This is a genomic window from Paenibacillus maysiensis, assembly GCF_000520815.1.
Lineage (GTDB): Bacteria > Bacillota > Bacilli > Paenibacillales > Paenibacillaceae > Paenibacillus > Paenibacillus maysiensis.
This window is the reverse complement of the sequence record NZ_ASRY01000267.1, coordinates 55,837-76,237: the sequence shown is the minus strand read 5'-3', so window position 1 is coordinate 76,237 and position 20,401 is coordinate 55,837. Positions and strand designations below refer to the sequence as shown.

The 20,401-nt window shown below is 47.7% G+C and carries 17 protein-coding genes; all 17 read right to left on the bottom strand.

The features are described 5' to 3' along the window. Positions 1 to 14 precede the first annotated feature (14 nt). Complete coding sequence (locus tag L696_RS0118570; RefSeq protein WP_025684972.1) at positions 15 to 608, bottom strand: dipicolinate synthase subunit B; 594 nt, start codon at positions 606 to 608, stop codon at positions 15 to 17. Next, positions 608 to 1,504, bottom strand: coding sequence for a dipicolinate synthase subunit DpsA (gene dpsA, locus L696_RS0118565; protein WP_025684971.1), 897 nt, complete (start codon positions 1,502 to 1,504; stop codon positions 608 to 610). Before dpsA ends, L696_RS0118570 begins: the two co-directional genes overlap by 1 nt. Positions 1,505 to 1,722: 218 nt before the next feature. Continuing rightward, the gene (dut, locus tag L696_RS0118560; RefSeq protein ID WP_025684970.1) at positions 1,723 to 2,169 is read right to left on the bottom strand and encodes a dUTP diphosphatase; all 447 of its coding nucleotides are present in this window, start codon (positions 2,167 to 2,169) and stop codon (positions 1,723 to 1,725) included. Continuing rightward, a complete protein-coding gene (locus L696_RS0118555; RefSeq protein WP_025684969.1) occupies positions 2,138 to 3,412 on the bottom strand; it encodes a M16 family metallopeptidase in 1,275 nt (424 codons plus the stop codon). Before L696_RS0118555 ends, dut begins: the two co-directional genes overlap by 32 nt. A gap of 66 nt (positions 3,413 to 3,478) precedes the next feature. Beyond that, positions 3,479 to 4,483, bottom strand: coding sequence for a polysaccharide deacetylase family protein (locus L696_RS0118550; RefSeq protein ID WP_049827445.1), 1,005 nt, complete (start codon positions 4,481 to 4,483; stop codon positions 3,479 to 3,481). Between the two features lie 232 nt (positions 4,484 to 4,715). Next, the gene (gene pnp, locus L696_RS0118545) at positions 4,716 to 6,818 is read right to left on the bottom strand and encodes a polyribonucleotide nucleotidyltransferase (protein ID WP_025684967.1); all 2,103 of its coding nucleotides are present in this window, start codon (positions 6,816 to 6,818) and stop codon (positions 4,716 to 4,718) included. A gap of 246 nt (positions 6,819 to 7,064) precedes the next feature. Then, positions 7,065 to 7,334: a 30S ribosomal protein S15 gene (gene rpsO, locus L696_RS0118540; protein ID WP_025684966.1), complete on the bottom strand. Its 270-nt coding sequence runs from the start codon at positions 7,332 to 7,334 to the stop codon at positions 7,065 to 7,067. A 132-nt stretch (positions 7,335 to 7,466) separates the two neighbouring features. Then, the gene (locus L696_RS0118535; RefSeq protein WP_025684965.1) at positions 7,467 to 8,405 is read right to left on the bottom strand and encodes a bifunctional riboflavin kinase/FAD synthetase; all 939 of its coding nucleotides are present in this window, start codon (positions 8,403 to 8,405) and stop codon (positions 7,467 to 7,469) included. 57 nt (positions 8,406 to 8,462) lie between these two features. Then, positions 8,463 to 9,398 (bottom strand): tRNA pseudouridine(55) synthase TruB, encoded by a 936-nt coding sequence (gene truB / locus L696_RS0118530; protein ID WP_025684964.1) that lies wholly within the window; start codon positions 9,396 to 9,398, stop codon positions 8,463 to 8,465. Continuing rightward, positions 9,395 to 10,372, bottom strand: coding sequence for a DHH family phosphoesterase (locus L696_RS0118525; RefSeq protein ID WP_025684963.1), 978 nt, complete (start codon positions 10,370 to 10,372; stop codon positions 9,395 to 9,397). The genes truB and L696_RS0118525 overlap by 4 nt, the downstream gene beginning before the upstream one ends. Positions 10,373 to 10,424: 52 nt before the next feature. Next, entirely contained in the window at positions 10,425 to 10,775 is a 351-nt protein-coding gene (gene rbfA, locus L696_RS0118520; protein WP_014281122.1) for a 30S ribosome-binding factor RbfA, read from the bottom strand. Between the two features lie 20 nt (positions 10,776 to 10,795). Beyond that, entirely contained in the window at positions 10,796 to 13,354 is a 2,559-nt protein-coding gene (gene infB, locus L696_RS0118515; protein ID WP_025684962.1) for a translation initiation factor IF-2, read from the bottom strand. Beyond that, positions 13,347 to 13,670, bottom strand: a complete 324-nt coding sequence (locus L696_RS0118510) for a L7Ae/L30e/S12e/Gadd45 family ribosomal protein (protein ID WP_013309928.1) — start codon at positions 13,668 to 13,670, stop codon at positions 13,347 to 13,349. Before L696_RS0118510 ends, infB begins: the two co-directional genes overlap by 8 nt. Then, positions 13,663 to 13,971 carry an RNase P modulator RnpM gene (gene rnpM, locus L696_RS0118505; RefSeq protein ID WP_025684961.1) on the bottom strand — a complete coding sequence of 103 codons (309 nt, stop codon included), beginning with the start codon at positions 13,969 to 13,971 and terminating at the stop codon, positions 13,663 to 13,665. Before rnpM ends, L696_RS0118510 begins: the two co-directional genes overlap by 8 nt. Positions 13,972 to 13,994: 23 nt before the next feature. After that, complete coding sequence (nusA, locus tag L696_RS0118500) at positions 13,995 to 15,092, bottom strand: transcription termination factor NusA (RefSeq protein WP_013309927.1); 1,098 nt, start codon at positions 15,090 to 15,092, stop codon at positions 13,995 to 13,997. 100 nt (positions 15,093 to 15,192) lie between these two features. Then, positions 15,193 to 15,654, bottom strand: a complete 462-nt coding sequence (gene rimP, locus L696_RS0118495; RefSeq protein ID WP_014281118.1) for a ribosome maturation factor RimP — start codon at positions 15,652 to 15,654, stop codon at positions 15,193 to 15,195. 312 nt (positions 15,655 to 15,966) lie between these two features. Then, the gene (locus L696_RS0118490; protein ID WP_025684960.1) at positions 15,967 to 20,283 is read right to left on the bottom strand and encodes a PolC-type DNA polymerase III; all 4,317 of its coding nucleotides are present in this window, start codon (positions 20,281 to 20,283) and stop codon (positions 15,967 to 15,969) included. Positions 20,284 to 20,401 lie beyond the last annotated feature (118 nt).

The window sequence follows — 20,401 nt, the reverse complement described above, 5'->3', positions numbered from 1 at the left end:
TTAACTATAGTACATCATGGGGTCTTGCGTTCCACAATCATCGGTTGAAGCTGTTTGCCCTGCACAGCGGCGTAAGCAGCTTCCGGAATCAACTCCATGGCAGCCACAAGTGAATTGGGCTTTTTAACTGGATTGTCCTGTCCGAATGGCACAAAAAAGATATTTTTAGCTACCAGTAACTTGGCGATATTCGCAGCATTCAGACCAAGTCCATCATTGGTTGATATAGCCAAAAGAAGCGGACGACCGTTGCGTAATTGCGCCTTGGCAGCCATCAGAACCGGACTGTCTGTCATGGCGTTCGCCAGCTTACTCATCGAATTCCCCGTCAAAGGTGCAATCACCAGTACATCGAGTATTTGGGAGGGACCTAGTGGCTCAGCCTCCACAATTGTAGAAATGATATCATTCCCTGTTATATCTTTCAACTGTTTTTGCCAACTTTGAGAAGTACCGAAGCGGGTATCCGTTGTTAATACCGTATTGGATATAATGGGAACGACCTTCGCACCCTCGTCAACAAAACGCTGTATCACAGGCATAACCTCTTCAAATGTGCAGTGTGAGCCTGTAATTGCATAACCTACCGTTTTCCCTTGCCAACTCATTACGCATCCCCCCGATCAGGATTATCTTCCATTAACAACTGCACCAGCGTATTCGCTATAATGGCACCAGCAGTTTTGGGAGCGACAATACCGGGAAGGCCGGGGGCGAGCATTGCCGTGATTCCACGCTTTTCCGCAAAACGGAAATCACATCCGCCCGGGGCGGAAGCAAGGTCAATAATCACGGAGCTCTGTGGCATTTTAGACAGGATTTGCGCTGTGATAATCATAGAGGGTATCGTATTAAAAATCAAGTCAACCCCCTGAGTCTCATCCGCCAAATCCCTTGTCATAAAAGGCTTCCAGCCCATTTCCACCGCTCTTGCCGCATCCTCCGCCCGACGTACCCCGACCTTCACTCTGGCTCCCAATCCTTGTAGCGCCCTTGCCATGGTAAATCCAGTCCGTCCCATGCCCAGAACCACACAATTTGCACCATGAATCGTAAAATCCGTATGCTGAATCGCCATCATCAGTGCGCCTTCCGCCGTAGGTATTGAGTTATATATGGCCACATCGTCTCTTTCCAACAGCTCCACCAGCTTTAAATCATGTCTGGCACAAATTTCTTTTAAGTACGTCCGCGCCATCCCCGTATATACGACGCAGTGTGGCGGAAGAGCAGCGGCGTGCTCATTCAGAAACTGCAGCTTTTGCGCTCCGAAAAGTGCATTCACATTTCCTTCCTCATCGCATCCCACCACTGGCAACACTAGCGCATCTGCCGATTCCAGCAGCTTAACAGACAACGACTCCCGTGACGCTCCTTTGAGCGGCTCTTCAAGCTGGTCAAAACCGACCACGCTGATGGTAGCATCCATGTCTACACATTTGCGGATTACCTCAAGCTGCCTCGCATCGCCCCCCAATACAACGATGCGTATTCCTGTTAGCATCCGGATCACTCCTTTCCGAGACACGATATGCTTTAGTCTATGCAGGCACCCATAGATAGGTGAAGAAATACAAAAACCGCCCCTATTCGGGACGGCTTTCATGTGTATCCATTTTCATATGCTATTTATGCTCCAGCTTTAAAATCGACAATTCCGTTACATTCTCCAAAATGCTGATTAATACCGTGACATTCAGCCGTTTAAAAGTAACTGTGAACTTAGCGACCGGTATGGCCGAAGCCTCCAGCACCACGCACCGTTTCAGACAAATGGTCTACCTGCTTCAGCTCTACCTCAGGTACAGCCTGAAATACCATTTGTGCAATTCGCTCATTACGCGTAATCGTGAATGGTTCCTCGCCCAAATTGATAAGCAGTACCTTAATCTCCCCACGATAATCCGCATCAATGGTGCCCGGTGTGTTGAGACAGGTAATACCATGCTTGAGAGCCAGTCCGCTGCGCGGACGGATTTGTGCCTCCAGTCCTGCTGGCATTGCTATAGCCAATCCGGTTGGAACAAGACAACGCTTGCCTGGTTCCAGTACTAAGTCCTCCTGCACCGCAGCATACAGGTCAAACCCGGATGCAAGCTCTGACATTTTACGGGGCAGCTCGATATCCTCATTGCCCTCAAATCTGTTTATTTCCACGTAAGTTAACAAAATAGTCCCTCCTCATATCCTTAACCGCTGAATCACTCGCTCCAACCATCGACAGGGCAAACGGCTCCGAGAACATCCGGTCCAGTACCTTGTTCACATCATCGGCTGTCACTTGCTCAATGTGTTCGATCATTTGATCCAGCGTGTAATGCTGCCCTAACATCAACTCATTTTTCCCAAGACGATTCATCCGGCTTCCTGTGCCCTCAAGGCTTAAAATCAGACTTCCTTTTAACTGCTCCTTGCCCTTACGAAGCTCGTTATCGTCCAGTCCCTTGACAGCCACATCTCGTAAAAGCTCCAGCGTCAAATCCAGCACGTCCTTTGTTTGCTTAGGAGCCGTACCTGCATAGATCGTGAACATACCACTGTCCGCATGGGAGCTATGGTAGGAATAGACCGAATAAGCCAGTCCGCGCTTTTCCCGAATTTCCTGAAATAGACGTGAGCTCATACCGCCGCCGATCGCGTTGTTCAGCAATACCATAGCATACTGGAGATCGTCACCTGTTGCAAATCCGGGCAGGGACAAGCAAATATGATTCTGCTCCGTTGCCTTTTCATGATACAAGAGCTCACCGTTAAACGCAGGCACCGTCAGAAGCGAAGCAGTTCCATGGTTATCAAAGTGCCCAAAGTGACGCTCCAGCAGCTCTACCAGACTATCATCAATATTACCAGCCACACTGATGACCGTATTGTCGATTGTATAGTGTTCTTTCATATAATTGCTGAGATGGGAGCTGTCCATAGCTAATAAATGCTTTTCGGTACCGAGAATGGGGTAAGCCAGCGGATGGTCGCCATAAGCTGCGCGTGATAAGAGATCATGCACCATATCGTCCGGTGTGTCCTCGTACATAGAGATTTCCTCCAGGATCACGTTCTTCTCTTTTGCCAGCTCTTCATGATCTAATTTAGAATTAAAAAACATATCGGACAGTACATCAACCGCAATCGGCAGATGCTCATCCAGCACTTTTGCATAATAGCACGTATATTCCTTCGAAGTGAATGCATTAACATTTCCTCCGATGGCGTCAAATTGCTCGGCAATTTCCTTCGCGTCAAAACGCTCTGTTCCTTTGAAAAGCATGTGTTCAATAAAATGAGAAATACCGTTATTGTCCGGGGTTTCATTTCGGGAGCCGGTTTTAACCCATATGCCGAAAGAAACCGAACGCACGGTTGGAATTTTTTCAATGACCACTCTTAGGCCGTTTTTGAGTTGAATTCTTTCCATGATTGGCCCTCCTAAACTGAATTGCAAACTTTGCCATAATGTTCAATCCTAACAGAAAAAAGACGTTCACTCAACCGGAGCAGGTAGCTGCCGATCAGGGGAAAGCGTCTGACTGACGGTTCCAGGTACCAGTCCCTTGCTGCGAATGGCACGAATCATACCTTTGAGAGCTGCCGATGAAGAATCTGTCGGATGCATCAAAATCAGTGATCCCGATTCGACCTTGCTGCTGATTTTAGCAATTACCGATTCCGGTGAAGGATGCCTCCAGTCCACTGTATCCAATGTCCACAGCACTGTTTTAAGCCCCATACCTGCTGCTAAATCGACAGTTTCCTGATTAAAATCGCCAGACGGCGGTGCAAACCAACTATTTTTCACACCTAAAATGTCCTGAAGAAGCACTTGTGTCTTCTCTATTTCCTGTGTAGCTCTTTCCCTGCTCAGGCGGCTCATATTCGGATGGGAGTATGCATGGTTCGAAAGCTCATGTCCTCTTTTTTGAATTTCTTTAGCCAGTTCAGGATTTTTTTTCAGCCAGCTACCATCGAAAAAAAACGTAGCCTTGACCTTTTCCTGATCCAGCGTATCCAGTATAGGCACAATATACTCGTTTCCCCAGGCCACATTGATCATGAAAGAAACCATCGGCTTCTCGGGATTTCCCCGGTAAATCGGGACATTACCAAGCTGGTTCAAATGTACCTTGGGCGCAAGCTGCCGGTATACATACTGTATGGGTCGATCTGGAGCCGCAATTGCTTTACGATAAGTCGCATCCAGGTCAACCTCCAAGCCGTTATAGCCGGGAATAGCCTTCCATACCCGATCGATTTTGGCATCAACCGGCTCTCGTCTTTGCTGGGCAGCCTCTGATCGCAGTCGCTGCATGAGTGCATTATCAGGTAAAGCCGCGACCGCCATCGTTGGTACAGCCTCGGGCTCACTCGTTTCCGTGCTGTATCCGGCGCGTAGCTGACTTACATACTCACGTACCCCGCTAAACTGTCCAATCACCAGCGTAATGGCCAGACTGGCTATAACCCACGCTGCTCTCTTTGCCTTTCTCATGATCCCTTCATCCTCCCGCCCGTTTGTCCACATTGTATGCAGGGAGGACAAGAACTATGACGCAGCAAGCCCCTGGAAGCCCACTTCGACACAGCTTGTGCATATGTATGAAAAAAGAGCCAGAAACGTAGCTCTGCCTCTTTCCAAAAACTTAAACGATGCTATTCTAATCCCGAGTGCTCTGTAAAAAACGAACAGTACTCCTGTTATAGCGATCCGCTGTACGCAGGTACTAGGACTTCGCAGGAGCCTCAGCCGTCAGAACCGCTTTGCGGGACAAATTGACACGGCCTTGTTGATCAATTTCGGTTACTTTCACCGTAATCGTATCTCCAATAGCAACTACATCCTCAACTTTGGCTACACGTTCAGTAGACAGTTGGGAAATATGAACCAGACCGTCCTTGCCCGGCAAAATTTCGACGAACGCACCGAATTTTTCAATCCGTTTCACTGTGCCGATATAAATCTCTCCGATCACGACTTCTTTCACGATACCTTCAATAATGGAACGCGCCTTTTCATTCATCTCTTGGTTTGTGGAAGCGATGAATACACGACCATCTTGTTCGATATCAATTTTTACGCCGGTTTCTTCGATGATTTTGTTAATGATTTTACCACCCGCACCAATAACATCACGGATTTTATCCGGGTTAATGTGCATCGTCATAATTTTCGGCGCATATGGAGACAATTGCTCACGCGGCGTCTGGATGGCTTCCATCATTTTGCTAAGAATGAACAGACGTCCTTCTCTGGCTTGATTGAGCGCATCCTGCAAAATGTTACGGTCGATACCGTTAATCTTGATATCCATTTGAATAGCAGTTACGCCTTCTGCTGTACCAGCCACTTTAAAGTCCATATCACCCAGGTGATCTTCCATGCCCTGGATATCGGTCAACACGGAAACATGATCCCCGTCCTTGATCAATCCCATCGCTACACCTGCAACCGGAGCCTTGATCGGTACACCCGCATCCATCATAGCCAGTGTGCTTGCGCAAATACTAGCCTGGGAAGTCGAGCCATTCGATTCCAGTACTTCGGAAACGAGACGAATCGTATATGGAAATTCAGTTTCAGAAGGAATGACTTTGGAAAGCGCACGCTCACCAAGAGCACCATGTCCAATTTCACGACGACCCGGCGCACGCAAAGGACGAGCCTCGCCTACACTGAATGGAGGGAAATTGTAATGATGCATGAAACGCTTCGTTTCTTCCAAATCAATGCCGTCCAAAATTTGTACATCACCCAATGCGCCAAGTGTACAAACGCTAAGCGCTTGCGTTTGACCGCGTGTGAACAAGCCCGAGCCATGCGTACGCGGCAGAATGCTCGTGTCGCTTTCGATCGGACGAATCTCGTCAAGCTTACGACCGTCAGGACGCACTTTATCATGCGTAATCAGACGACGGACTTCTTCTTTAACGATATCATAGAGAACTTCGCTCACGTCTTTCAAAAGCTCAGGCGTCTCTATGTATTGTGCTTCAAAGTGTGCAACCGTATCTTCGTTGACTGCATCAATCGCCTCTTGACGAGCATGTTTTTCTACAATTTTGACGGCTTCCACCAAACGTTCGGCTGCATAAGCACGAACTTCGTTGTTCACTTTTTCATTGACAGCATGCAGTTTAACCTGCATTTTTTCTTTACCTGCCACTTGAACCAGTTGCTCAATGACTGCCACAATGTTCTTGATCTCGTCATGTCCAAACATGATTGCTTCCAGCATGACTTCTTCCGGAATTTCGTTACCTTCCGCTTCTACCATCATGATAGCATCTTTTGTTCCGGCTACAACCAGGTACAGATCGCTTGCATCCTGCTGCGCAATGTCCGGGTTAATCACGAATTGTCCGTCCACACGGCCTACAGCAACTCCACCAATCGGTCCGTTAAAAGGTACGTCCGAAATACTAAGCGCTGCCGAGGTTCCGATCATCGCTGCAATTTCCGGCTCACAATCCTGATCGACACTCATCACCAGGTTTAATACCTGTACATCATTCCGGAAGCCTTCCGGGAACAATGGGCGAATCGGACGGTCTGTCAGACGGCTGGACAAAATCGCTTTTTGACTCGGGCGTCCTTCCCGTTTAATAAATCCGCCTGGGATTTTTCCCACAGCATACAATCTTTCCTCATAGTTCACCGTCAGCGGAAAAAAGTCCAAATCTTTCGGTGCATTGGAAGCGGTCACGGTACAGAGAACAACCGTTTCGCCATAGCTTACTTTAACTGCCGCATTGGCCTGTTTCGCAAGACGTCCTGTTTCCAGCACCAACTTTCTTCCGCCGAGCTGCATTTCTACACGTTGCTCCATGGTATCCCTCCATTTCATTCCATTGTAAAAGTTCTATACATATCCAGTATTTCCTGCGCGGGCCTAATTCATAAGAAGCCCTATGCATTATAAGCACCAGAACCTTACTAGACTCGCACTTCTAAAGGATCTGTACGTCAAAAATAATTCCTTACTTCAAAAAAGAACCCGGCTGCTGTCCGCCGTCGCCTTAGCAGGGACAAGCGGTGAACAACCAGGCTTCTTTTCTCATTACATGTCTGAAAATTAACGACGCAGTCCGAGACGCTCGATCAACGCACTGTAACGTTTAACATCAGTCTTCTTCAGGTAAGCCAAAAGTTTACGACGCTGACCGACCATTTTCAACAACCCGCGGCGGGAGTGATGGTCTTTCTTATGCGAACGAAAGTGGCTTTGCAAGTTAACGATGTTTTCAGTAAGGATAGCGATTTGTACCTCAGCAGATCCTGTATCGGATTCATGAGTTTTGTACTCCTCGATCAATTGCTGTTTACGCTCTTGAGTCAATGCCATCCTGTTCACCTCCTTCATTATAATCGCCATTAGCCTCGTAGCCGCCGGTGAAAGCAGACAACCAAGCCAAGGTTCATCGTTGTTTACACAACATAAGTCAGTATAACACAGCGCCTGTCTTATGTAAATAAATTAGCCTAACAGCTTTTTAGCCGTTTGTACGTCATTGCCAATCTGGGTAATCAGCTCGTCCACTGAAGAGAATTTGCGCTCAGGACGAATGTAATGATGAAGCTCAACAAGGACAGGCTCACCATAAATCTGCTGATCAAAATCAAACAGATGAACCTCAAACGACGGATTCAGCACACCTTCATGAAAAGTAGGCTTAACTCCTACATTCATTACCCCGCATACCCAACGATTACCTACCAGTGCCCTCACAGCATATACACCCTTGACTGGAATTACGTAAGTATCATCCAGCTTGAGATTGGCTGTCGGGAAGCCGATGGTACGTCCTCGCTTCTCTCCATCCATTACGGTGCCCCGAATGCGATATGGGCGTCCCAGCCAGCGAGAGGCATGCGTTAAATCTCCTGTATGCAAGGCACGTCGGATGCCGGAGCTACTCACTTTTTCTCCATCCAGCTCGAATGGCGGTACGGTGTGGACGGACATTCGTTCTCCTCCCAGCTCCCGAAGTGTATGCTCATGTCCGGCTCCCCGGTAGCCAAACCGGAAATCAAAGCCCACTATTGCTGTTTGAATCTGCAATGGAAGCAGGATGTCCGTGATGAACGCCTCAGGGCTGACTTTGGAAAAGTCCTCGTCAAATCTCAAAATATAAAGCACGTCCACACCCATATCGGCTAAAATATCCTGCTTGTCCTCAAGCGGGGTCAAATAGCCTTCATAGTCGCCTTTTTTCATGACTTCCTTCGGGTGAGGATGAAATGTCATAACAGATACTGGCACTTTCTGTTCCCGAGCCAGCTCGACAGCCTTGCGTATGACACTTGCGTGTCCAAGATGAAGACCGTCAAACTGACCGATCGCCGTGACCTGTGAACGTCCCCATTGGCGCAAAAGCTCATCGGTCAATGGATAAGATAACGATACGGTAATCATATTATTTCACCTGCATTTCACATCATTTGACTAACTTCGTCAAAATTATAGCACAATTCAAGGTAAAAAAACTTTAATTGGCGCGATAGCCCCTGATTCATCCCGTCCATATATGCCCAAAAACGTTCGATCCTCTTTATACAAACGGAAGGGCTGGCTGTCCGTCACAGGCGGTGAAATCATGCTTAGTGACAAACGCTGACCTTGAAGAGCAGCAGCAGCCTTCACTTCGGCTACCGTATGATCAGGCATATAGTCAATGGCCTCATCAGTGGCAATAAGTCGCTCACCCAGGCTACCATCCGCTACGTAGCATTCAATTTCTTCAAATGTTAAACAACGATCTGCAGGAATCCCCGCAGACATGGTTCGTTCCAGCTTGACCATCGTCGAAGGATATCCCAATGCGCGGCCGATATCGACGCATAGCGTACGAATATAAGTTCCTTTGGAGCATAATGCACGAAAAGAAATATCCACATGGGATCCCGTCTCCGCGAATCCCGTCATTTCCAGCTCGTAAATAGTCACTTCACGGCTTTTACGCTCCACGGTTTTGCCTTCTCGGGCCAGCTCGTATAGACGTTTGCCATCCACTTTGAGCGCAGAGTACATTGGCGGCACTTGGGAAATCGTACCGACAAAACGCTCCAGAACCTCTTTCGATTCCCCTTCTGTAACCTCTACCGGACGGTCACACTCTTCAGTAATTGTACCCGTAAGGTCCTCCGTATCTGTGGCAATCCCCAAGCGTAACGTTGCATGGTATTCCTTAGGTAGCTCCTGCATGTATTCAACTACACGGGTAGCACGTCCCAGACACAACGGCAGCACGCCCGTCACCTGAGGATCAAGTGTTCCAGTATGTCCGATTCGCTTCATTCCCAGCAAACGGCGAGCCTTGGCCACCACATCATGAGAGGTGAATCCAGCGGGTTTGTAGACGGGTAGCACGCCTTCCCAATTTGCTTGTTCCTGCTTTATCGGCTTCATAGTTCGGCCTTCACCCGCCCTACAACGACCTCAATAATATCCTCCAGCTTACCCTCCAGACGGCAACCGGCAGCACGTACATGCCCCCCGCCTCCAAATGACTGGGCAAGCGCAGCTACGTTAACATTACCTGCCGATCTCAGACTGGCTTTGACCGCTTGATCACTAATCACTTTAAAGAAAATACCTACTTCAACGCCGCGAATATTTCTCGGATAATTGACGATACCTTCCAAATCCTCATTAACAGCTCCGCAATCCTTCATATCGTCAGGGGTTACAACCACCCAGGCGATTTTACCATCCTTCGAAATTTCAAGCGTTTGCAACGCTCTGGTCAGCACCTTCATTTGCGGGAAGGTCATCTCTTCCAGCAGACTTTCGGAGAGGTAAGGACCGTCTACACCATAAGCGAGCAACCGTGACACCGTAGACATAACCTTGGGTGAAGTGTTCGAATACCTGAAGCCACCTGTGTCCGTCAGCAGCCCGGTATATACAGCCGTCGCCACTTCAACGTCCCAGTTGATCGCAAACTTTTCCAGTAAATCAAAAAGAATTTCTGCCGTTGCCGCAGCATCCGACTTAATCACATTAACTGTGCCATAGGCATCATTCGTTGGATGATGATCAATATTCAAAATGATAGCATCTTCCGCAAAAAACTGCTCTGTCAGACCAACACGACGGAAATCTGCACAATCCACGCAAATAATCCGGTTGTATTTTCGTTCCGGCGGTTGCTGGCTCATATCCATAATCTCATCGGCATGCCATAAAAAATCCATGCGCTTCGGGATAGGTCCCTCATTCAGCATGGTAAATTTCTTCCCCAGACATGAGAGAAGCCAGCCCACCGTTATGGTGGAGCTGACTGCGTCTCCGTCCGGCTGTACATGCGATACGATCAGGTAATCATCATGCTCCAGAATAAATTCCTTCGCTTGTTGAAGCGCCTGTTCATAGGTATGCATTGCCGTCTCCTTTACATTCAGTTCATAGTTCCTTCGGATAAACTGGCTCTTGCTATTTTTCATCCTTGTCAATATCACTTAACAGCTTTTCAATCCGGCTGCCATAAGCGATAGATTCGTCAATTTTGAAAATCAGCTCAGGAATATGGCGGAGCCGTATCCGTTTGCCAAGTTCAGAACGAAGATAACCGTTCGCTTTGTCCAATGCTTTCAGGGAAGAAGTTTTTTGCTCCTCATCCCCAAGCACGCTCAAATAGATTTTCGCTTGGGACAAATCGTTTGTCAGATCGACACCCGTTACCGTAATAAAACCGATACGGGGATCTTTTAATTCGGTCTGTATGAGTTGGCTCAGCTCTTTCTTAATCTGCTCGCCAACCCGACCTGTACGTATTTTAGCCATGGATGCTCACCTCTCTGCCGTTAGCGCTCCACTGTTTCCATGACGAACGCTTCAATAATGTCGAGTTCCTTAACATCATTATAGCCATCAAGGGTAATACCGCATTCGTAACCTTGGGCAACTTCTTTTGCGTCGTCCTTAAAGCGTTTCAGTGAGTCGATTTTACCTTCAAAAATAACAATGCCATCACGTATCAGGCGTGCTTCTGCTGAACGGGCAATTTTACCGGACGTCACCATACAACCGGCAATCGTACCAACCTTAGTTACTTTAAACACATTACGAACTTCAGCATGCCCAATTACATTTTCTTTATATTCAGGATCCAACATGCCTTTCATGGCTTGCTCGATTTCTTCAATGACATTGTAAATGACGCGGTGCAGACGAATGTCCACTTTTTCTGCTTCAGCTGTAGATTTCGCCTGATTATCCGGACGAACGTTAAAACCAATCACAATGGCATTGGAAGCCGCAGCCAAAATAATATCGGATTCGGTAATTGCACCTGCACCGCTGTGAAGAATTTTAACACGTACACCTTCAACTTCAATCTTGTTCAAGGAGCCTTTCAGTGCTTCGACGGAACCTTGCACATCACCCTTGATAATGACGTTCAGATCTTTCATCTCGCCATCCTTGATGTGCTGGAACAGGTCATCCAGCGTTACGCGGGTGTTGCTGCCCAGATCGGACTGACGCTGCGTAATCGCACGTCTATCAGCGATAGCACGAGCTTTGCGCTCATCCTCGAACACCATGAACGGATCGCCAGCAAGTGGCACTTCTGTCAAACCAGTGATTTCAACCGGTGTGGAAGGACCCGCTTCCTTAAGACGGCGGCCTTTGTCGTTAACCATGGCACGTACACGTCCGAAACAGTTACCTGCTACGAAAGCATCGCCGACTTTCAGGGTACCGTTCTGAACAAGGATACGAGCTACGGAACCGCGGCCTTTATCCAGCTCAGCCTCGATGATCGTACCACGTGCCCGTTTGTCTGGGTTTGCTTTGTACTCATTCACTTCAGCTACGAGCAAGATCATTTCGAGCAGATCTTCAAGTCCCATTCTCTGTTTCGCGGAAACGTTAACGAAAATCGTATCGCCGCCCCACTCTTCAGGAACCAATTCATACTCGGTCAATTCTTGCTTCACTTTATCCGGATTTGCATCCGGTTTGTCGATCTTGTTCACAGCCACGATAATCGGCAGGCCAGCTGCCTTCGCGTGGTTAATAGCTTCAACTGTCTGTGGCATAACGCCGTCGTCAGCTGCAACAACAATGATCGTCATATCCGTAACTTGAGCACCACGAGCACGCATAGCCGTAAATGCTTCGTGACCCGGTGTATCCAGGAAAGTGATTTTTTTGCTGTTGATTTCAACTTGGTATGCACCGATATGCTGTGTAATACCACCAGCTTCGCCGCCCGTCACATTAGTGGAGCGAATAGCATCCAATAAAGTTGTTTTACCATGATCGACGTGACCCATAATGGTAACAACAGGTGGACGTGCTTTCAGAAGCTCTGGATCATCGTTTTCTTCCACTGTTTCAAAGCGATCCTCTTCGACCGGAATTTTCACTTCTACTTCTACACCGAAATCTCCGGCAAGCAGAAGGATAGTATCCATATCCAGTTCCTGGTTAATGGTCGCCATCGTTCCGAGTGTGATCAGCTTTTTGATAACTTCCGACGCATCCTTGTGGAGAAGCTTCGCTGTTTCGCCTACTGTCATCTCACCGCGCACAATGATCTTCTTAGGCGTATTGTCGATCTTCTCGCGGCGCTCCTGTTGTTGACCTCTGCCACGATTGTTGAATTTCCCACCACGATTGCTACCACCGCGGTTATTGCCACCACGACCACCATTACCTCCGCGTCCTCCGCCTTGACGGTTATCGTCAAAACGACCTTGACCGGAACGGTTAGTGCCGTTATTGGAGTTGTTGCCTGTACGGTTGCCACCACCGCTACGGTTTGCATTACTGCTTCCCGTGGATGATGTCGTTCTTACTGCCGTACCACCTTGACTGCTCCCTTGTGGACGTGAGTTGGTGCTTTGGCTGCCTTGAGGACGTGAACCCGTGTTAGTACTTGGGCGCTGTTGTCCTCCCTGTTGCTGGCCGCCACTGCGGTTCTGACTGCCTTGTTGTCCACTTGGTCTGCTTGTACTCTGTTGACTGCGGTTTTGACCGCCCTGCTGACTGCCTTGCGCTTTTGGAGCGCTGCTTCGGTTACTGTTTTGGTTGTTGTTTGTCCTATTCATACTTACCTGCTTTTCCTGTTGATTTTTGGTTTGCTCAGTTGAATGATTAATATCGTGGCTTGAACCGGCCTGGTTCGAGCTTACTTGCACCGTGCCTGCTCCGCCTTGCTTGGCCGCAGCATTGGATTTAATATCCTTAAAAAATTTTTCCACTTTACCCACGACATCGTGTTCCATGACGCTCATATGGTTGTTCACGGGAATATCCAGCCGTTTAAGAATGGTGATAATTTCTTTGCTGCTCATGTTCAACGATTTGGCGTATTCGTATACCCGCACTTTGTCTTTGCTTTCTTGTTTACTCAATATACTCCACCTCCGACATTATCCCCGCATGTTTCTTGATCAATTTCGCGAATCCTTGATCCGTCACAGCCAGCACAACCCGTTCAGGCTTGCCGATACTGCTTCCCAAGCTTTCCCGGTCAAATCCTATCAATAAGGGGATTTTGTACGTCCCGCATTTGTCGCGGAATTTCTTTTGAGTATTCATTGAAGCATCTTTCGCAAGAATGACCAGCTTGGCTTCTGAAGACCTGATCGCTTTATAAACGATCTCATCACCTGTTAGCAGCTTGCCAGCTCTCATAGCAAGGCCTAATCCAGACAGCGCCTTATTCATCCGGCACGCTGCCTTGTGCCGCCAGGAATTCTTCCTCGACGGCAGCAAAATCACGACTTAGCTGCTCATAAATATCAGGATGAACCGAGTGCTTCAATGCTCGATCCAGTGCCTTGCTTTTTTGAGCAAGCTTGAAGCAGGCGGCTTTGCCGCACAAGTAAGCGCCGCGTCCCGACTTTTTGCCAGTCAAGTCAATCAGCACTTCGTCTTCAGGGGTTTTGACGACACGGATCAACTGCTTCTTAGGCATCATTTCATGACAGGCCACACACTTACGCAAAGGTATCTTTCTCTGTTTCATGCATTAACCCCCCTACACTCCGTTTAATCTACAGAAACGGAATCCTGATGCATTTCATCGGTGGATGTTCTCGGTCTGCCGAGTTCTTCCTCCGCCTGCGTTTCGCTCTTGATATCAATTTTCCAGCCAGTAAGCTTGGCAGCAAGGCGGGCATTTTGCCCTTTGATACCAATGGCTAGAGAAAGCTGATAATCCGGCACGATGACACGCGCCATTTTTTCTTCTTCAAACACCTGCACCTCAAGCACCTTAGACGGGCTCAGCGCATTAGCCACATACTCGTCAACATTATCGGAATAACGCACAATGTCGATTTTTTCACCACGCAACTCATTCACAATCGTCTGCACCCGCGTTCCTCTCGGTCCTACACAAGAACCGACCGGATCTACTTCGGCATTGCGGGAATGAACTGCGATTTTAGAACGGAAGCCTGCTTCACGCGCTACAGAACGAATCTCAACGACACCGTCAAAAATTTCCGGCACCTCGAGTTCGAACAAACGCTTAAGCAGACCTGGATGTGAGCGGGACAACATGATTTGCGGCCCTTTGGTCGTATTCTCTACCTTGGTAATATAAGCCTTAATCCGGTCCAGATGACTGAATTTCTCATTAGGCATCAACTCGCCCAACGGGAGAACCGCCTCCACCTTACCCAGGTCAATATAAATATTACGCGGGTCCTGACGTTGTACGGTCCCTGTTACAATATCCTCTTCCTTGTCCACAAACTTGTTGTAGATCAATCCCCGCTCCGCTTCACGGATACGCTGGGTTACGACCTGCTTCGCTGTTTGTGCGGCAATCCGTCCAAAATCACGAGGAGTAACTTCAATCTCAGCAATATCCTCCAGCTGAAAATGCGGGTTAATCTCACGGGCCGCTGGCAACGAAATCTCGGTGCGAGGATCCAATACCTCCTCAACGATCAGCTTGCGGGCATATACCTTAATGACGCCCGAGTTGCGGTTCATATCGACACGCACATTTTGTGCAGTGTTGAAATTCCGTTTGTAGCTGGAAATCAAGGCTGCTTCAATGGCCTCAAACAGCACATCCTTGCTGATCCCCTTTTCCCGTTCCAACTCGTTCATTGCTTCAATAAAATCCATACTCATGGATTACTGCTCCCCCTTTCAATTGATGCACCTGCGTCCTGGTCGGCACACGAGGCAAAAAACATGAAGTACATGTCAAACAGCAACGGTCAAATCCGAATTAAAATATGATCGCGAGCCTGGCTCCAGCCACCTTGTCGTAAGGTATGGCATGCTTCTTTTGTCCGCTCTGAACGGTAAGTTCCCCATCTTCAAAAGAAAGCAAACGACCTTCAAATTCCTTCAGGCCGTTGATCGGCTCGTATGTAGTAACGAATACATTTTTGCCTACCGCTTTGGTTACGTCTTCTGCTTTTTTCAGCGGTCTTTCAGCGCCTGGTGAAGACACTTCCAGAAAATACGCTGTAGAAACAGGGTCATTTTCGTCCAGCTTTTGACCCAGGTATTCACTGATCATACTACAGTCGTCCAGATCAATTCCTCCGTCTTTGTCTACAAAAACGCGAAGAAACCAATTGCTGCCCTCTTTGACATACTCGACATCGACCAGTTCAAAACCATGCTCATCGAGGTAAGGTTGGGCCATTTCTTCAACTACTGACTTGATCTTTGGTGTGCTCAAAGATTATAACCTCCAAAAGTAAACTTTCCTGTGGTGAAAAAGAGACGCCCCATTGCCATGGACAATGCTTCTCCATCACCGACATTTTCCATTTTCATTTGATGTAATGTTCATTTTGGGCTCACTGCAAATAAACCGGCGTACCGGTTCCTGCCCAAAAATCGTCTTTTCACGTTGTAACTGTATATCAAACAGTAAAGAGTGGGTTTCCCCACTCTTTAAGCAACGGTTTTATCTCCATGATTACCAAAAAAATTATAACATAACCGTAGTTATGTGACAAGTGCCAGAGCTTGACTACTAGGATTACATTTAAAACAGAGACAGCTGATTGCTCTCTGGCAGTCCGCGGAAACAACCCATCTGGGACAGCATTTCGACAATCGTTTTACTGGCCTTCGATTTTTGCTGAAAATCTTCGACAGACAAAAATTCACCCTGCTCACGGGAGGCTGCGATGTTACGCGCCGCGTTGTCACCAATCCCCTGAAGCGCCCCGAACGGAGGAATGAGCGAATCTCCGTCTACCTTGAAGCGCGTAGCTTCAGAACGATACAAATCAATCGTCTTGAAACTGAAGCCGCGTGCTGTCATTTCCAACGCCATTTCCAGGATCGGAAGCATCCCTTTTTCCTTAGGCGGAGCCTGAAAACCGAGCTGCTCGATTTCGACAATTTTCCGCGCGATGGCATCATACCCCTGACAACACAGCTCAATATCAAAATCGGCTGCGCGTACCGAGAAATAGGTCGCATAATATTCAATCGGATGGTACAGCTTGAAATAGGCGGTCCGCACTGCTGAAATAACATAGGCTGCGGCATGCGCCTTTGGAAACATATACTGGATCTTGAGGCAGGAATCAATGTACCATTGCGGTACCTTGCATTTCTTCATTTCCTCGATCCATTCCGCACTAAGCCCTTTTCCCTTACGCACGCTCTCCGTAATTTTAAAGGCTAGACTTGCATCCATCCCCGCCTTGTAGATCAGGAATAGCATGATATCATCCCGGCAACCGATTACGGTCTTGATGTTGCAGGTATTGTTCTTGATCAAATCCTGCGCGTTACCCAGCCATACGCCCGTACCGTGGGACAAACCGGAAATTTGCAGCAAATCGGCAAAGGAAGTCGGCTGTGATTCCACTAGCATTTGGCGTACAAACTTGGTTCCCATCTCGGGTACCCCATAGGTTGCGACAGGAGTACGGATTTGCTGCGGCGTTACACCAAGCGCCTCTGTGGAATTAAACATGCTCATGACCTTCGGATCATTCATCGGAATCGTTGTTGGGTCGACACCGGTCAAATCCTGAAGCATTCTCATCATGGTCGGATCATCATGGCCCAGAATATCGAGCTTGAGCAAGTTCGCGTCAAAAGCATGATAATCAAAATGCGTCGTTTTCCATTCCGAGCTTGTATCATCAGCCGGGAATTGTACCGGTGTAATGTCCTCAACCTCAATATAATCGGGAACGACGACGATCCCGCCCGGATGCTGTCCGGTGCTGCGTTTGACGCCCGTACAGCCGGAAGCCAGCCTGTTCAGCTCGGCCCCGCGCCATTTTTTATGATGCGCCTCTTCATATTTCTTCGCAAAGCCAAAGGCCGTTTTCTCCGCAACCGTACCGATGGTTCCAGCACGGAATACACTTTTCTCACCAAACAGTACTTTCGTATAATTATGTGCGACTGGCTGATATTCCCCGGAGAAGTTCAAGTCAATATCGGGAACTTTATCTCCCTTAAACCCAAGAAACGTTTCAAACGGAATATCCTGTCCCTCACCCTTCAGCTTGCCACCGCATTTCGGACAGTTTTTATCAGGCAAGTCAAATCCGCTCGGCACACTGCCGTCCAAAATCCATTCGCTATATCTGCATTCAGGATTACCGCAAATATAATGTGCAGGCAGTGGATTAACCTCGGAAATACCGAGGAAGGTAGCCACCACAGAAGATCCAACAGAACCCCGCGAACCCACCAGGTATCCGTCTTTATTAGATTTTTTAACCAGTCGCTCGGAAATGAGATAGTTGGCAGAGAAACCGTATTTAATAATCGGCTCCAGTTCTTTCTCCAGACGGGCTACGACCACCTCGGGCAATTCCTCACCATAAATGGATTTAGCCGTCTCGTAGCAAGTATTGCGGATTTCCTCGTCTGCCCCATCCAGCAAAGGTGTAAACAGCTTGTCAGGGAACAGCTCCAATTCCTCAAACCGATCCGCCAGCTCGCTGGTATTCTTCACAACGACTTCATAGGCTTTCTCCTCGCCCAGAAACTCGAATTCTGCCAGCATTTCGTCTGTCGTGCGCAAATGCGCATCCGGTTTCCGGATATCTTTTAACGGGCTAAAGCCAGTGATTCCATGTATCGTGATATCTCGGTACAGCTTATCACGCGTTTCCAAATAGTGAACATTGCCTGTAGCAATAACGGGCTTATCAAGCCGCCGCCCAATTTCGCATACTTTACGAACTGCCGTTTTCAGAGCATCAGGGCCACTTACCAGCTGTTTTTCCACCAGATGCATGTACATAGTTAAAGGCTGGATCTCCAGCACATCATAAAACTGGGCGATTTCCTCGGCTTCCTCCTCCGACTTGTTCAGCACAGCCTCGAAAAACTCTCCCTTTTCGCAACCAGAAATAATAAGCAACCCATCTCTCATCTCTGACAATTTCGATTTAGGGATACAAGGGACACGCTTAAAATATTCGGTATGTGACATTGAAACCAGCTTGTACAGATTTTTTTTGCCAATCGGATTAAGCGCATAAATGCAGCAGTGGAAAGGACGAACGGTCGATAAATCCTTACCCACATAGTCGTTCAAGCGGTCGAGCATTTTTAAGCCTTTAATTTGTTCCGCATCGTTCAAAAGTCCATTCAGCACTTCCGTTAGCGCAACTGTATCATCAATGGCCCGGTGATGACTTTCGAGCGCAACCTTATATTTGGTGGTCAGTGTGTTCAGACGATGATTTTTCATTGTCGGGAACAACAAGCGAGCCAATTCCAGTGTATCGAGTACTGGGTTCGTCATCTCAGGCAATCCCATGTTCCTAAGCGTAGCCTGGATAAAGCCGACATCAAATCGCGCATTATGAGCAACTAATACAGCATCGCCTGCAAAAGCCACGAATTCCTTCATAACGGGCTCCACATCCGGTGCATCCTTGACCATTTCATCGTTAATGTTGGTCAATTGCTGGATATTGTAAGGAATGCGCTCATGTGGATTTACAAAGGTAGCATAACGGTCAACCTCTTTGCCTTCATGCATTTTAACAGCGGCAATCTCAATAATTCTATTTTGTGTAACTGATAGCCCGGTGGTTTCTATATCAAAAACGACATAAGTCGCTGTTTTCAAATTAAGCGGCTGTGCCTGCATTACAACCTCAACCGCATCGTTGACCACGTTGGCCTCGATACCATAAATCATTTTAATTCCGTTTTTCTTGGCGGCCTTAGCGGCATCGGGATAAGATTGCACTCCACCATGATCGGTGACCGCAATCGCCTTGTGCCCCCACTTGGCGGCTGTTTTAACATACTGGTCAATGGAGCTTACAGCATCCATCGCGCTCATCTTCGTATGAAGATGAAACTCAACCCGTTTTTCCTCTGCATTATCTTTACGGGAAGGAGGAGCCTGCACCTCTACCAGATCAGAAGGAATCATAACCAGCTCAGGAATTTGCATAAAACGATCATATTCGACGCGACCACGGACTTTAACCCATTTACCGTTAGCCAGCAAGCTGAGAATTTTTAGATCTTCTTTTGTTTTGGCAAACATTTTCATTTGCAGCGAATCACTAAAGTCAGTCAAATAATACGTAAACAACGTACTTCCGTTACGTAGTTCTTTGCTATCCAGACCGAAGATCGTCCCCTGTAATGTGACTTTCTTCTCTTCATCCTGAATGTCCTGCATCGGAACAGGCGGTTCCTTGATGTCATAGCCAAATTGAAGCCTTACATCTCCCTCTTCTTCATCCACTGGCGGCATTTCCGATTCCATGCTTTCCATCATCTGCTGAATAACTTCACGTTCTTCCTGCATCTTTTTCTCTTGGAACTGCTGCAAAGCCTCCTGATTACTTTCACCCACCTGGATTTTAATGCGCATCGAGAGACCAAAATATTTATCGTAGAATTTGATGATTGCTTGGTCAATCTGCTTTTTACGTGCCAACTCCAGTGACATGCTATCGCTCATCGTCAACAATAACAGGCCGTCCTCCCACTCATGTACAGCCCGGGTCATCCAGCCGTTCACGGATGGGATTTCACGGTGCACCCATTCCAGAAAAAGCTTCCAGTATTCACTGATGATATCCGCAGGCTGAACCTGCTCACTATAATGAAATCGAAAGGTGATTTTAGCAATGTGGTTCATTTTCTCCTGCACTTGAATACAGAAGGCCCGATATACCTGAGCGGGAACCAGTGTTTCCTTGGCGATGATAATATTCCAATCCTTGTTGGTACGGCTTATTTCCACCTGCTCAATCCAACCGTCCAGGAAATAAGGTTTCACCACTCCCTCCGGCATCACTACCTGCTTCATTAGCAGTTCCAGCCGTTTTCTCTTTTCTTCAGCTCCGCCCATGGCTCTCCCCCCGTTTTCCATTGACTTAACAACTTTAATCGCACCCCGGATTCCAAATCTGCAATTCTGAAAACATGAAAAGCTTCTGCGTCTAAAACATCTCCGACCGCAAAAGCTT